The organism is Inquilinus sp. NPDC058860, from assembly GCF_042743185.1.
Taxonomy (GTDB): Bacteria; Pseudomonadota; Alphaproteobacteria; order DSM-16000; family Inquilinaceae; genus Inquilinus.
Map to the genome: position 1 here is coordinate 50,345 of NZ_JBHYMS010000002.1, position 13,266 is coordinate 63,610.

Annotated in this window: 11 protein-coding genes; 7 read left to right on the forward strand and 4 right to left on the reverse strand. The window is 71.2% G+C overall.

From position 1 onward, the window contains the following. Nucleotides 1–3: 3 nt before the first annotated feature. Genes ACFW16_RS01720 through ACFW16_RS01735 form a run of 4 tightly spaced genes read right to left on the reverse strand, consistent with a single transcriptional unit; the run spans nucleotide 4 to nucleotide 5,461 of the window. A complete protein-coding gene (locus tag ACFW16_RS01720) occupies nucleotides 4–1,779 on the reverse strand; it encodes a GH116 family glycosyl hydrolase (protein WP_380301619.1) in 1,776 nt (591 codons plus the stop codon). 2 nt (nucleotides 1,780–1,781) lie between these two features. After that, nucleotides 1,782–2,882 carry an ABC transporter ATP-binding protein gene (locus tag ACFW16_RS01725; RefSeq protein ID WP_380301226.1) on the reverse strand — a complete coding sequence of 367 codons (1,101 nt, stop codon included), beginning with the start codon at nucleotides 2,880–2,882 and terminating at the stop codon, nucleotides 1,782–1,784. Nucleotides 2,883–2,886: 4 nt separating this feature from the next. Then, nucleotides 2,887–4,251 carry a glycoside hydrolase family 28 protein gene (locus ACFW16_RS01730; protein WP_380301228.1) on the reverse strand — a complete coding sequence of 455 codons (1,365 nt, stop codon included), beginning with the start codon at nucleotides 4,249–4,251 and terminating at the stop codon, nucleotides 2,887–2,889. Continuing rightward, the gene (locus tag ACFW16_RS01735) at nucleotides 4,241–5,461 is read right to left on the reverse strand and encodes an ROK family transcriptional regulator (RefSeq protein WP_380301230.1); all 1,221 of its coding nucleotides are present in this window, start codon (nucleotides 5,459–5,461) and stop codon (nucleotides 4,241–4,243) included. Before ACFW16_RS01735 ends, ACFW16_RS01730 begins: the two co-directional genes overlap by 11 nt. 310 nt (nucleotides 5,462–5,771) lie before the next feature. Between ACFW16_RS01735 and rimP the strand changes: the two genes are divergently transcribed. From rimP to rpsO, 7 genes are all read left to right on the forward strand, one after another. Continuing rightward, nucleotides 5,772–6,341, forward strand: a complete 570-nt coding sequence (rimP, locus tag ACFW16_RS01740) for a ribosome maturation factor RimP (protein WP_380301232.1) — start codon at nucleotides 5,772–5,774, stop codon at nucleotides 6,339–6,341. Between the two features lie 14 nt (nucleotides 6,342–6,355). After that, nucleotides 6,356–7,846, forward strand: coding sequence for a transcription termination factor NusA (nusA, locus tag ACFW16_RS01745; RefSeq protein ID WP_380301234.1), 1,491 nt, complete (start codon nucleotides 6,356–6,358; stop codon nucleotides 7,844–7,846). After that, a complete protein-coding gene (locus tag ACFW16_RS01750) occupies nucleotides 7,819–8,547 on the forward strand; it encodes an RNA-binding protein (RefSeq protein ID WP_380301236.1) in 729 nt (242 codons plus the stop codon). Before nusA ends, ACFW16_RS01750 begins: the two co-directional genes overlap by 28 nt. A 21-nt stretch (nucleotides 8,548–8,568) precedes the next feature. Beyond that, the gene (gene infB / locus ACFW16_RS01755; protein WP_380301238.1) at nucleotides 8,569–11,262 is read left to right on the forward strand and encodes a translation initiation factor IF-2; all 2,694 of its coding nucleotides are present in this window, start codon (nucleotides 8,569–8,571) and stop codon (nucleotides 11,260–11,262) included. A 120-nt stretch (nucleotides 11,263–11,382) separates the two neighbouring features. Continuing rightward, nucleotides 11,383–11,814, forward strand: coding sequence for a 30S ribosome-binding factor RbfA (gene rbfA / locus ACFW16_RS01760; protein ID WP_380301240.1), 432 nt, complete (start codon nucleotides 11,383–11,385; stop codon nucleotides 11,812–11,814). Nucleotides 11,815–11,816: 2 nt separating this feature from the next. After that, a complete protein-coding gene (truB, locus tag ACFW16_RS01765) occupies nucleotides 11,817–12,773 on the forward strand; it encodes a tRNA pseudouridine(55) synthase TruB (RefSeq protein ID WP_380301242.1) in 957 nt (318 codons plus the stop codon). Between the two features lie 14 nt (nucleotides 12,774–12,787). Next, nucleotides 12,788–13,057: a 30S ribosomal protein S15 gene (gene rpsO, locus ACFW16_RS01770; protein ID WP_380301244.1), complete on the forward strand. Its 270-nt coding sequence runs from the start codon at nucleotides 12,788–12,790 to the stop codon at nucleotides 13,055–13,057. The last annotated feature ends 209 nt before the right edge of the window (nucleotides 13,058–13,266 follow it).

Consider the following 13,266-nt stretch of genomic DNA (forward strand, 5'->3'; position numbering starts at 1 on the left):
GGTTCACGGCCTTTGGTGATCCCCCGCCTCGCCGGCGAGGACCTGCGATGCGAATTCCAGCGCCACCCCGGCCGGCACGCCGCTCCAGCCCTGCAGCAGCGAGCCGCGGCCGAAGGGCGGGCTGAAATATTCGACGGCGCCGAGCCAGCCGTTCTCCAGGCAGCTCTCCCACCAGCGCAGCAGCGGGTAGCGCCAGCCCGGCAGGCCGCGGCGCAGCAGCTCGCGCGCCAGCACGCCGTCCCAGTAGGGCCAGTCGGAGCCGTTGTGGTAGCGGAAGGCGAAGGCCGATTTGGCCCGGGTGTCGCGCCGCCGCTTGTAGGGCGGGAAGGCGCAGAGCACGCCCCAGTCGCCATAGGGCTGGTCGGCATTGGCGCCGCTGTAGAGCCAGCGCTGCATCGCCTTCAGCGTCGCCCCGGCCCGGTCCGCCGTCAGCGCGTCGGAGCGCAGCAGCGTCAGGCTGTCGATGGCGAGGTGGTCCTCGGTGAAGCCGTCGTCGTTGCGGTATTCGGCGCACCAGCCGCGGTCGGCCAGCCACAGCCGCCGGCCGATCGCCTCTCGGGCCCGGGCGGCGACCTCCGCCGCCTCGGCCGCGAGGCCAGGGTCGCGGTCGCGGCCGAGCCCGGCGACGGCATCGAGCGCGCCCACCCACAGGCCGAGGTCATAGGCGACCAGCCCCTGGCGGTACACGTTGTCGGCCCAGTCGCGCTCGTGGTTCGGCTTCACCGGCAGCCCGTCGCCGGCTTCGTCGAAGCCGCGGTAGCGGGCGTAGATCGTGCGGATCAGCGGCCAGTGCCGCTCCGCCGGGCCGCTGTCGCCGGTGGCACGGACATAATCGGCGATCATCAGGATGAAGCAGAGCGGGCTGTCGAAATGGTCGCTCCACCAGTCGCCCGGCCGCAGATGCTCGCGCGAGATGAAGGGGTCGGTGCGCCGGAACACCTCCCAGGCGACGGATTGCTGCGGTCCGGACAGGATCACCGCGCTCGGCGCCTCGCCGTCCGGCTGGATCCCTGCCGCGAGCATGTCGATCTCGTCCCGCACCGCCTCCGGCGCCAGGGCCAGCAGCGGCTGCACCGTCCAGTAGCCGTCGCGGTAATAGGTCCGGGCCGGGGCGGAATAGGCCTGGCCGGCGGCGAGACCGGCGAAGCGGCCGGCCGGGTCGCGGCGGATGCTCGACAGCGCGGCATGCGCGCCCTGCTGCACCATGCTGCGCAGCACCGGATCGGCCGAGGGCAGGCGGTCGGTGGCGCGGATATGGGCTTCGGCCTCGGCCATGATCGCCGCGGCAGAAAGCGCCAGCGCCGCCTCGGCCTCCGCCCGGTCGGCACCGGCAGCGACGACCAGGTCGCCGCCGCGCGGCTGCAGCACCACGCAGCCCCAGGGCAGGTCGACGATGCGGCGCCCGCCGTCGCGTCGGACCGAGCCGGGCCGGCCGGCATCGCGGTGCCACCAGGCGCAGCGCGGCGCCGGCGTCACCCGCGCCGCATCGGCCACGCCGCGCAGCAGCAGCGCCGGCGCGCTCTGCGCCACATGCAGCGACCAGCCGGCTCCTTCCGCCCGGTTCGGGCCGTAGGTCACCGGCCCGGGCAGCACGCCGAGCGACAGCGTGGCGAGATGCCCGGCGCCCCAGATCGACACGCTGAGCCGGCCGTCCGGCAGCAGGTCGCCCTGCAGCCGCGGCGCCATGAAGGGCAGATGCACCGGCGCCTCGGCCCGCAGCAGCCCGCTGGCGAGCGGCGCCAGGGGCGCGGCCGGACGATCGAACTCGACGGCGACCATGGTCACGCGGCCTCCGCCAGCGGGGCGAGCGCCCGGCCGTCATCCTCGCGGAAGACATGGCAGCGCCCGGGCGGCAGCGACAGCGGCAGCACCGAGCCGACGGCGACCGAGAGCTGGTCCGGCACATGCAGGATGGCGCTGTCGGCGGCGCCTTCGACCGCGCCGTAGACATAGGTCTCGGTGCCGACATTCTCGCTGTGCTGGACCAGCAGGCGGACCGGCCCGTCGTCGCCGAGGCGCAGATGCGACGGCCGGATGCCGACCGAGACCGCCGCGCCCGGCGCCAAGCCGCCGGCATCGACCGGCAGCGTGACGGAGCCGAGGCCGGGCGCGTCGATGACGGCTCCGGCCTCCGACCGCCCTGTCAGCGTGCCGGCGAACATGTTGATCCGCGGCGAGCCGATGAAGCCGGCGACGAATTTGTTGGCCGGCCGGTTGAACAGCTCCAGCGGCGGGCCGAACTGCTCCAGCCGGCCGTCGCGCAGCACGGCGATCCGCCCGGCCATCGTCATCGCCTCGACCTGATCGTGGGTGACGTAGATCATGGTGGTGCCCAGCTCGCGGTGCAGCTTGCTGATCTCGGCCCTCGTCTGCACCCGCAGCGCCGCGTCGAGGTTGGACAGCGGCTCGTCGAACAGGAACAGCGACGGGTTGCGGACGATCGACCGGCCGATGGCGACGCGCTGGCGCTGGCCGCCGGACAGCTCCTTCGGCCGGCGGTCGAGATAGGCCTCGATCGCCAGCATTTTCGCTGCTGCCAGGATGCGCCGTTCGATCTCGGCCCGCGCCATGCGCAGGTTCTCCAGCCCGAAGGACAGGTTCTGGCGCACGGTCATGTGCGGGTACAGGGCGTAGGACTGGAACACCATGGCGATCTCGCGCGCCGCCGGACTGGCCGCGGTGACGTCCTTGCCGCCGATGCGGATGATGCCCTCGGTCGGCGTCTCCAGCCCCGCGATCAGCCGCAGCAGGGTGGACTTGCCGCAGCCCGAGGGGCCGACGAAGACCACGAACTCGCCGTCGCGGATCTCGAGATCCATGCCGTGGATCACCGGGACCGGGCCGAAGGTCTTCTTGATGCGGTCGAGGGTCAGGGACGCCATTCCGTCAGCTCCGGCTATCGGGGGCCAGGTCGGGTGTGGTGGTCACGTGCCGCAGCACCATCGCCGCCCGGTTCCATCCGGGCGGCAGCAGCGTGGGACGCCGCAGCCGGATCTGAGCCAAGCCGAGGTCGTCGACATGCAGGGCGTAGAGCGCCGGCATCCCGCCGTCATAGGGCACCAGGCCGACGATCCGTCCGTCGGCGCCGCGCACCCAGGCGTTCCTGCGGCCCTCCTGTCCCGGCTCGGGCGCCAGGTCCGTGGTGGTCGGGCGCAGGTCGTAGTGACCGACCGGATCCTCGCGCCCGGCCACCTGCCGCAGGTCGATATTGGCCAGCGTGACCGGGCCGACCGGCCGGTCCGGCAGGCCGACCAGGACCACGGCGCCCTGAGCCCGGCCGGACAGGCCGTCGATGACGATGTCCTGCACCGGGCCCGGCTCGATCCCGGGATGACGGCGGGCGATGGTGATCGTCACCGGCTCGCCGCAGCCCCAGAAGCCTTCCGGGGTCTGGTGGCAGTCGACCGTCACCCCGCTCACCCGGATGCGCTCGATCACCCCGCCGTCGCGCGAGAAGATGCCGAAGGCCCGGTTCGAGGCGGCGACCACGCAATCGGCGAAGACCACGTCGCGGATGTCGGCCCAGGTCTCGGTGCCGATCTTCAGCGCGCAGCTCTCGCTCTCGATCACGCAGCCGGTGACGACGATCCGCTCGCAGGGGCGCAGCCGGGCGCGGCGCGTCGTCTTCAGGCAGATGCCGTCATCCGCAGCGCTGATGAAGCAGCCTTCGATCCGGGCATCGGCGCAGCCGTCGAGATTGATGCCGTCGGTGTTGGGCATGCGCTTGTCGTTGCGGATCTCGACATTGCGCACCACCGCCCGGCGGCAGCCGACCAGGTGGACCGTCCACATCGGCGAATCCTCGATGCCGATATCGGCGATCTCGACCCGCTCGCAGTCCTCGAACACCACCATGCGCGGCCGGCGGTCGACCGGCAGATGCGTGCCCAGGCTGCCGGCGCCGGGAACGCGCCAGTGCCGGCTGTCGCCGACCAGGAGGCCGTGGCCGGTGATGCCGATATCGCGGGCGCCAATGGCGATGATGAAGCCGCGGTCGGAGTCCTCGGCGATGCTGTCGACCGCCGTCTCGGCATAGCGGTCCCAGCCCGGCGCCGCCGCCAGCCGGGCGCCGGCCGACAGATGCAGCCGCACCCCATCGAGCAGGCGCAGGCCGCCGCTGGTCCAGTCGCCCGGCGGCACCGTCACCACGCCGCCGCCCTGGGCATGCGCCGCAGCGATGGCGGCGCGGATCGCCTCCGTCAGATCGGTGCCGGTCCCGGGCAGGGCGATGGCGACGGGATCAGGCGGCATCGGTCAGCATCCTCAGGGTGAGGGGCAGCGGCAGCTCGCCCGGCAGGTCGTTGGCGCCGAACAGCGCGTTGTGCAGCCGGTTCAGCCCGACCGCGAGCGAACCGATCAGGGTGGCGCGGTTGCCCAGGCTGCTGCATTCGACCGGCGGCGGGTCGATCAGGCAGCGCTGCAGCGCCGGCTCGATCAGGTCCCGCATCTCCGGCCGGATGCCGATGCTGCCGCCCAGCACCACCCGTTCCGGATCGACCACGGCGCAGATCGCGGCAATCGCCAGGGCCAGGAGGCGCGCGGTCTCCGCCAGGGTGTCCCGGGCCGGGGCTTCGCCGGCGGCGGCGCGATCGAAGATGTCGCGCACCGAGAGGCCGGGGGTGCCGCCCGCCGCCTCGTGGCGGGCGACGATGCCGCCGGCCGCCGCCGCGGCCTCCAGCACACCTTTGGAGCGCAGCTCCGGATCGAAGGGGTCGCCGCCGAGGGGCAGGTAGGAGACCTCGCCCGCCGCGCCGCGGGCGCCGCGCAGCAGCCTGCCGTCGACCAGCACCCCGGCGCCGATGCCGGTGCCGATCGCCATGAACACCAGGCTGGCGGCGTCCCGGCCGCGGCCCTGCCAGTGCTCGCCGATGACGCCGAGATTGACGTCGTTCTCGATCCGGACCGGGCAGCCGAGCGCCGCTTCCAGCGCGCCGCGCACGTCGAAGCCGTCGAAATCCGGGATGTTTGGGGCGAGGCGGATGCTGCCCGAGGCCGGGTCGAGCACGCCGGGGCTGCCCAGCACCGCGACCTTGATCCGGCCGGCGTCGATGCCGCTGCGGGCGACCAGCCGGTCCCGCAGCGCCACGATCTGGGCCAGGATGGCCTGGCCGCCGGCCAGGTCGGTCGGCGCCACCACCTCGTCGACGATGCTGCAGGCGAGATCGGCCAGGGCGACGATCACCTTGCTGCCGCCGAGATCGATGCCGAGGACGAAGGCGGCGTCGGGCCGGACCTCGTAGGTGACGGCCGCACGGCCGATCGCGCCATGCGTGCGGCCGGTCTCGCGCACCCAGCCCGCCTCCTCCAGCACCCGCATCACCTCGGAGATCGTCTGCTTCGACAGCCCCGTCTCCCGCGCGATCTGGGAGCGCGAGATCGGCCCGCGATGGAGGACCGTCTCCATCACGGCGCGGAGGCTGAGCTGACGCGTCAGCGGCACGGGGTTGTCGAGGCGTTGCATCGTCCGTATTTGTTCGGCAGGTTGACGAACTAAGCCTGACGCAGAAAAACGGATGCTGTCAACGGGTGAATCGGGGCTGGTTGGAACGCTGGTTCGCTCCCTGACCCGGGCCGCACCGAATCGGGCCGCGGCTTGCGGGGGCGAATCAGGTTGCGTATCTGTGGCGGATCGCTATATATCACCGCAGTTACCCATAGCGTTCGGCTTGACTATGGTTCAGTCGAACGATTGAGAGGGTGGGCTGCGGCCCGCCTTTTTTCGTTGTGGTGACGGCTTTCCAAGGCTCTGGACGCGGGGAATGCCGGAGAGGATGACGCAAGTGGATCAGGTGCGCGCGATCGTGGCGCCGTCGCTGGAGGCGATGGGCTATGAGGTCGTGCGCGTCCTCATGACCGGCGGCGAGCACCGGCCGCAGCTGCAGATCATGGCCGAGCGGATCGACCGCCGCGGCATGACCGTGGACGACTGCGCCGAGATCAGCCGCGCGGTGTCGGCGATCCTCGATGTCGAGGATCCGATCCCGACGGCCTACACGCTCGAGGTCTCCTCCCCCGGCATCGACCGCCCGCTGACCCGGCCCGTCGACTATGAGCGTTTCCTCGGCCACGAGGCGCGGCTCGAGACGCGGGTTCCGGTCGACGGCCGCAAGCGCTTCCGCGGCGTCCTGGCCGGGATCGAGGACGAGACGGTGCTGCTGCGGTCCGAGGAGATCGGGGAGGAGCCGGTGCGGCTGCCCTTCGCCGAGATCCAGCGGGCGAAGCTGATCCTCACCGACGCCCTGATCGAAGCCGCCGCCGCAGAGGTCGAGCAGGCCGAGGCCGCGGCCGCAGCTGCGGCCCCGCAGCCCGACGCCCCCCAGGCCGACGCCCAAGACGCATAGGAACGCCCAAGGCTATGGAACTGCTGCACGTTGCCGATGTCGTGGCCCGCGAGAAGAGCATCGATCGCGACGAGGTGCTGACCGCGATGGAGCAGGCCATCCAGAAGGCCGGCCGCTCCAAATACGGCCATGAGCACGACATCCGCGCCCATATCAACCGCAAGTCGGGCGATATCGAGCTGCGTCGCTACCGCCAGATCGTCGAGACGGTCGAGGACGAGGCCACCCAGCTGGACGCCAGGGACGCGGCCAAGCGCTGGCCGCATATGAAGGTCGGGGAGTTCGTCATCGACGACCTGCCGCCGATCGATTTCGGCCGCATCGCCGCCCAGACGGCGAAGCAGGTGATCGTGCAGAAGGTGCGGGAGGCCGAGCGCCACCGCCAGTTCGAGGAATACAAGGACCGCGTCGACGAGATCGTCAACGGCTCGGTCAAGCGCGTCGAATACGGCAACGTCACGGTCGACCTCGGCCGGGCCGAGGGCGTCATCCGCCGCGACGAGCTGCTGCCGCGCGAGCATTTCAAGGTCGGCGACCGCGTCCGCGCCTTCATCTACGACGTGCGCGAGGAGCCGCGCGGGCCGCAGATCTTCCTGTCGCGCACCCATGGCCAGTTCATGGCCAAGCTGTTCGCCATGGAGGTGCCGGAGATCTATGACGGCATCATCGAGATCAAGTCGGTGGCCCGCGACCCGGGCAGCCGCGCCAAGATCGCGGTGATCTCGAAGGACAGCTCGATCGACCCGGTCGGCGCCTGCGTCGGCATGCGCGGCAGCCGCGTCCAGGCCGTGGTGGGCGAGCTGCAGGGCGAGAAGATCGACATCATCCCGTGGTCCGGGGACGCCGCGACCTTCGTGGTCAACGCCCTGGCCCCGGCCGAGGTGGCCAAGGTGGTGCTCGACGACACCCAGAACCGGATCGAGGTGGTGGTGCCGGACGACCAGCTGTCGCTGGCGATCGGCCGCCGCGGCCAGAACGTCCGCCTCGCCTCGATGCTGACCGGCTGGGACATCGACATCCTGACCGAGGCCGAGGAGAGCGAGCGCCGCCAGGAGGAGACCCGGCAGCGCAGCGAATTGTTCATGGAGGCCCTGGACGTCGACGACGTCATCGCCCATCTCCTGGTGGCCGAAGGTTTCCGTCAGGTCGAGGAGATCGCCTACACGCCGCTCGACGAGCTGGCGGAGATCGAGGGCTTCGACGAGGGCGTGGCCGGCGAGCTGCAGGAGCGCGCGCTGCGCTGGCTCGAGGAGCGCGACCGGCAGCTGACCGAGCGGTATAAGGAGCTCGGTGTGGCCGACGACCTGGCGGCGCTGGAGGCATTGACCCCGGCGATCCTGGTCAAGCTCGGCGAGAACGGGGTCAAGACCCTGGACGATTTGGCGGATCTGGCCGGCGACGAGCTGGTCGAGATCCTCGGTGAGAAGACGATTTCCCTCGACGATGCCAACGCCCTGATCATGCAGGCGCGGGCCCATTGGTTCGAGGAGGAGGAGAAGGCCTGAGCGACGCGACCGTCCATTTCCCCGAGGATGCGGAGCAGCCCGAGGCCGAAGGGCCCGAGCGGCGTTGCATCGCGACCGGAGCCGTGCGGCCGAAGGCGGAGCTGATTCGCTTCGTCGTCGGCCCCGACGGCCAGGTCGTGCCCGATCTGGCGGAACGGCTGCCGGGCCGCGGACTGTGGGTGAGCGCCGAGCGCGAGGCCTTGCTTCGGGCCCAGGCCAAGGGCCTGTTCGCCAAAGCGGCGCGCCAGTCGGTCCGTGCCCCGGACGATCTGGTCGATCGGATCGCAGCGCTCCTGCATCGGAGCTGCATCGATCTCATCGGGATGGCACGCCGGGCGGGACAGGCGGTGGCCGGATATGAGAAAGTGCACGCGTGGCTGGCCGAGGGCCGCGCCGCGGTGCTGCTGGCAGCATCGGATGGCGCTGCGGACGGGCGAGCCAAGCTGGCGGCCCTGGCCGCCGCGGTCCGGCCGGCGCCGGCACTTGTGGAGATCTTCTCCGCCGACGCACTCGGGATGGCCTTTGCCCGGGACCGCATGGTACACGCTGCGATCGCTCGCGGCGGTCTGGCGGAGCGGCTGGTCGCGGAAGCGGCACGGCTGGACGGAATTCGTGGTCGAGCCGACCGGGTCGGACCGGCTGGACGTGGTGTGGTCGACGGGGCATCGGGTGCCGCGCCGGCCTTCTCTGTGCAGGGATAGCGGCGGATCACGCTGGACGATATGACGGATAGCAAGGAACAGGATCGCAAGACGCTGTCGCTGGGCAGTGCGAAGCCCAAGCTCACCCTCGGTGGGAAGCCGGGTGACGGGGGCCAGGTGCGCCAGCAATTCAGCCATGGCCGCTCCAAGGCGGTGACCGTCGAGGTCAAGCGCCAGCGCGGCGGCACCAACACGGCCCTCGCCGATGGCGGCGCGGCGGCACGGCGGGCGGCCGAAGGCCAGCCCGGCCGCAGCGCCCGAGGCGGTGGCGGCGGCGGCATGCTGGGCGGACGGGTTCTCTCGCAGGCCGAGCGCGAGGCGCGGCAGCGCGCCCTGCAGGTCGCCCTGCGCGAAGAGGAAGCGCGCCGGCACCTGCCGGAGCCGGCCGAGCCCGAGCAGGTCGCGGACAGCGAGGCCGTCGAGGCCGCGCCGGAACCGGCCATGCCGCTCGACCCCGAGTCGCTGCGCCGGCGGGAGCTCGACGAGCTCAACGCGATCGAGAGCGAAGCCAAGCGCAAGATCGAGGAGGAGCGCTTCCTGCTCGAGGAGGAGCAGAAGCGCCGTGACGCCGAGCGCGCGGCCGAGGACGCCCGCCGCAAGGCGGTCGCCGACCGCTCCGGCCAGGCCGCTGCGGCCCGGGCCCCGGCCGAGCCGGCCGGTCTGCGCGGCGTGCCGGCCACGGCCGATGATGAAGAGGACAGCCGCCGTCGCGGCGGCGGCCCCGGCCGCGGTGCGCCCGGCCGTGGCGCCCTGCCCGGCCGCGGTGCCCCCGCGAGCCCGCCCCGGCGCGCCCCGGGCCCCGGCAAGTCCGAGCCGAAGCGCCGCTCCGGCAAGATGACCGTGGTTCAGGCCCTCAGCGACGATGGCGAGACCCGCGGCCGCAGCCTGGCGGCGATGCGCCGGGCCCGGGAGCGCGAGCGCCTGGCCCAGCTGAGCCAGAACCAGGAGAAGTTCTCCCGCGAGGTGATCATCCCCGAGGTCATCACCGTGCAGGAGCTGGCCAACCGCATGGCCGAGCGCGGCGGCGACGTGGTCAAGTCGCTGATGCGCATGGGCGTGATGGCGACGATCACCCAGTCGATCGATGCCGACACCGCCGAGCTGGTGGTGGCGGAATTTGGACATAAGGTAAAGCGCGTGGCCGAATCCGACGTCGAGATCGGCCTGCGCGGCGACGAGGACGCGGCGGAGGAGCTGCAGCCGCGGCCCCCGGTCGTGACCATCATGGGCCACGTCGATCACGGCAAGACCTCGCTGCTGGACGCCCTGCGTCACACCAACGTGGTGTCCGGCGAGGCCGGCGGCATCACCCAGCACATCGGCGCCTATCAGGTGCAGGTCCCATCCGGCCAGCGCGTCACCTTCATCGACACGCCGGGCCACGCCGCCTTCACCGAGATGCGGGCCCGCGGCGCCAACACCACCGACATCGTCGTGCTGGTGGTGGCCGCGAATGACGGTGTCATGCCGCAGACGATCGAGGCGATCCGCCACGCCCGCGCCGCGGAAGTCCCGATCATCGTCGCGATCAACAAGATCGACCTGCCCGACGCCAAGCCCGACCGCGTGCGCACCGAACTGCTGCAGCACGAGATCGTGGTCGAGGAGATGGGCGGCGAGACGCTCGACGTCCCGGTCTCGGCCAAGACCGGCGCCGGCCTCGACAAGCTGGTCGAGACCATCCTGCTGCAGGCCGAGGTGCTCGACCTCAAGGCCAACCCGGACCGCCCGGCCGAAGGCTCGGTGATCGAGGCGAAGCTGGAGCGCGGCCGCGGCTCGGTCGCGACCGTCCTGGTCCAGCGCGGCACCGTCAAGGTCGGCGACATCTTTGTCACCGGCGGCGAATGGGGCCGCGTGCGCGCCCTGCTCGACGACCGCGGCCAGAACCTGAAATCGGCCGGGCCCGCCCAGCCGGTCGAGGTGCTCGGCCTCAACGGCACGCCGCTCGCCGGCGACGACTTCGTGGTCGTCGACAGCGAGGCGCGAGCCCGCGAGATCACCGAGTTCCGCAACCGCAAGCGGCGCGAGGCGTCCCATGTCGCCACCGCGCGCGGCTCGCTCGAGCAGATGTTCGAGAAGATCCGCGAGGGCGAGGCGAAGGAGCTGCCGGTCATCATCAAGGGTGACGTGCAGGGTTCGGTCGAAGCCATCGCCGGGTCGCTGGAGAAGGCCGCGGGCGACAATGTCGAGGTCAAGGTGCGGGTGCTGCACTCCGCGGTCGGCGCCATCACCGAGAGCGACGTCACCCTCGCCGCCTCGACCGGCGCCATGCTGATCGGCTTCAACGTCCGCGCCAACCCGCAGGCGCGGGAGATGGCCAAGCGCGACGGGGTGGAAATCCGCTACTACTCGATCATCTACAACGTGATCGACGACGTGAAGGCGGCCCTGACCGGCCTCCTGGCGCCGAAGATGCGCGAGAACTACATCGGCAATGCCGAGATCCGCGAGGTGTTCAACATCACCAAGGTCGGCAAGGTCGCCGGCTGCATGATCACCAACGGCGTGGTCAAGCGCGGTGCCGGTGTCCGCCTGCTGCGCGACAACGTCGTGGTCCACGAGGGCACGCTGAAGACCCTGAAGCGCTTCAAGGACGAAGTCCGCGAGGTGCGCGAGGGCTACGAATGCGGCATGGCCTTCGAGAACTACGACGACATCCGCGCCGGCGACGTGATCGAGTGCTTCGAGCTGGTCGAGGAGGTCCGCGCGCTCTAGGGCCGGACTTCCTGATTTCCTGCACCATCGCCGCCGATCGGGACTATCCTCGGTCGGCGGTGGATGGATCCTTCCCCCGGTCCGGCCCAAGCCGGACCGCGGCGTTTTGAGAACGACCCCATGCGACACACCACTGCCAACGGCCCGAGCCAACGCCAGCTGCGCGTCGGCGAGGAGCTGCGCCACGCCCTGGCCGCCATCCTGCTGCGCGGCGAGATGCACGACCCCGACCTTGCCGGCGTCTCGATCACCGTCTCCGAGGTCCGGCCCAGCCCGGACATGAAGCACGCCACCGTCTTCGTCACCACGCTGAACGGCGACAAGATGGACGTCGTGCTGCCGGCGCTGCGCCGTGCCGCATCCTTCCTGCGCGGCCAGGTCGCGAAGACCGTCCGGCTGCGCCACACGCCCCAGCTCAGCTTCCAGGCCGACACCTCGTTCGACTACGCGCAGAAGATCAACACGCTGCTGCATCAGGACGTGATCGCCCGCGACCTGTCCGACGACGAAGGTCCGTCGGACGGCAAGGCGGACGACGCCGATGGCGCGTAAGAATGGCGCGTAAGAAGCGCGGCCGCCCGGTGCATGGCTGGGTGGTGGTCGACAAGCCGGTCGGCGTCACCTCGACCCAGGTTGTCGGCCGCATCCGCCGGATCTTCGACGCCGAGAAGGCCGGCCATGCCGGCACGCTGGACCCGCTGGCCAGCGGCATCCTGCCGATCGCGCTGGGCGAGGCGACCAAGACCGTGCCCTATGCCATGGACGGCGAGAAGACCTACCGCTTCACCGTGCGCTGGGGCGAGGCGCGCGACACCGACGACGCCGAAGGCCGGGTCACCGCGACCAGCGAAATGCGCCCCGAGCCCGATGCCGTCGCCGCGGTGGTGCAGCGCTTCATCGGCGAGATCAGCCAGGTGCCGCCGGCCTTCTCCGCGATCAAGGTCGACGGCGAGCGCGCCTACGACCTGGCCCGCGCCGGCGAGGCGGTGCAGCTGGCGGCGCGGCTGATCCGGATCGACGACCTGCGTCTGGCCGAGATCCCCGACCGCGACCACGCCACCTTCGACGTGCAGTCCGGCAAGGGCGCCTATATGCGCGGCCTGGCCCGCGACATCGCCCTCGCCCTCGGCACGGTGGGACACATCGTCGCATTGCGCCGCACGCGAGTCGGGCCCTTCGGCCTTGACGACGCGGTCCCCTTGGAGCATATCGACGCGCTAGCCAAGCAGCCGGGGGCCGAGCAATCGGCCCTCGACGGCATTCTGCTTCCGGTCGAGACCCCGCTGGACGACATCCCGGCGGTGGCCCTGACGGAAGCTGAAGCGCATCGGATGCGGCACGGCCAGTCGGTCGCGCTGCTACGGCGCTCGGATCGGGAGCGGATCGCCGCCCTCGATCTCGATCCGGACAACCCGGACGCCATCGTTCTGGCCACCTGCGGGGACGCCCCCGTGGCCCTGGCCCGTATCGACGGCGGCGAGATCCGGCCGGTGCGCATCCTCAACCTCTGATTCAGGAGACCACGATGTCGATTACGCCGGAGCGCAAGCAGGAAGTCATTGGCGCCTACGCCCCCAAGGCCGGGGACACCGGTTCGCCGGAGGTGCAGGTCGCGATCCTGTCCGAGCGCATCGCCAACCTGACCGAACACCTGAAGACCCACTCGAAGGACTTCCACAGCCGTCGGGGTCTTCTGATCATGGTCGGCCGCCGCCGCCGCCTGCTCGACTATCTCAAGCGCAAGAGCGTCGTGCGCTATGACGAGGTCATCAAGCGTCTCGGCCTGCGCCGCTGATCCGACGCATGCCCGTCCAGTGCCTTTGCCCGGGTCGCCAGATGATCGGGATCCCACCGATCATGCGGCCGCCCGCGGCGGAGGCCTGCGCCGGTCCCGCACCAGACAGCACATCCGTTTCGTGACATCGGCGCCGCCGGCAACCCTGCCGGCGGCGCTTGTCGTATTTCGCCCCCGGGCCCGGCGTGGAGCGGCCCGACCCCGATAGG

What these genes read in the sequence shown, in the direction of transcription:
- ACFW16_RS01720 (WP_380301619.1), bottom strand. Translation starts at nt 1,779, where the DNA reads ATGGTCGCCGTCGAGTTCGATCGTCCGGCCGCGCCCCTGGCGCCGCTC.
- ACFW16_RS01725 (WP_380301226.1), bottom strand. Translation starts at nt 2,882, where the DNA reads ATGGCGTCCCTGACCCTCGACCGCATCAAGAAGACCTTCGGCCCGGTC.
- ACFW16_RS01730 (WP_380301228.1), bottom strand. Translation starts at nt 4,251, where the DNA reads ATGCCGCCTGATCCCGTCGCCATCGCCCTGCCCGGGACCGGCACCGAT.
- ACFW16_RS01735 (WP_380301230.1), bottom strand. Translation starts at nt 5,461, where the DNA reads ATGCAACGCCTCGACAACCCCGTGCCGCTGACGCGTCAGCTCAGCCTC.
- rimP (WP_380301232.1), top strand. Translation starts at nt 5,772, where the DNA reads ATGACGCAAGTGGATCAGGTGCGCGCGATCGTGGCGCCGTCGCTGGAG.
- nusA (WP_380301234.1), top strand. Translation starts at nt 6,356, where the DNA reads ATGGAACTGCTGCACGTTGCCGATGTCGTGGCCCGCGAGAAGAGCATC.
- infB (WP_380301238.1), top strand. Translation starts at nt 8,569, where the DNA reads ATGACGGATAGCAAGGAACAGGATCGCAAGACGCTGTCGCTGGGCAGT.
- rbfA (WP_380301240.1), top strand. Translation starts at nt 11,383, where the DNA reads ATGCGACACACCACTGCCAACGGCCCGAGCCAACGCCAGCTGCGCGTC.
- truB (WP_380301242.1), top strand. Translation starts at nt 11,817, where the DNA reads ATGGCGCGTAAGAAGCGCGGCCGCCCGGTGCATGGCTGGGTGGTGGTC.
- rpsO (WP_380301244.1), top strand. Translation starts at nt 12,788, where the DNA reads ATGTCGATTACGCCGGAGCGCAAGCAGGAAGTCATTGGCGCCTACGCC.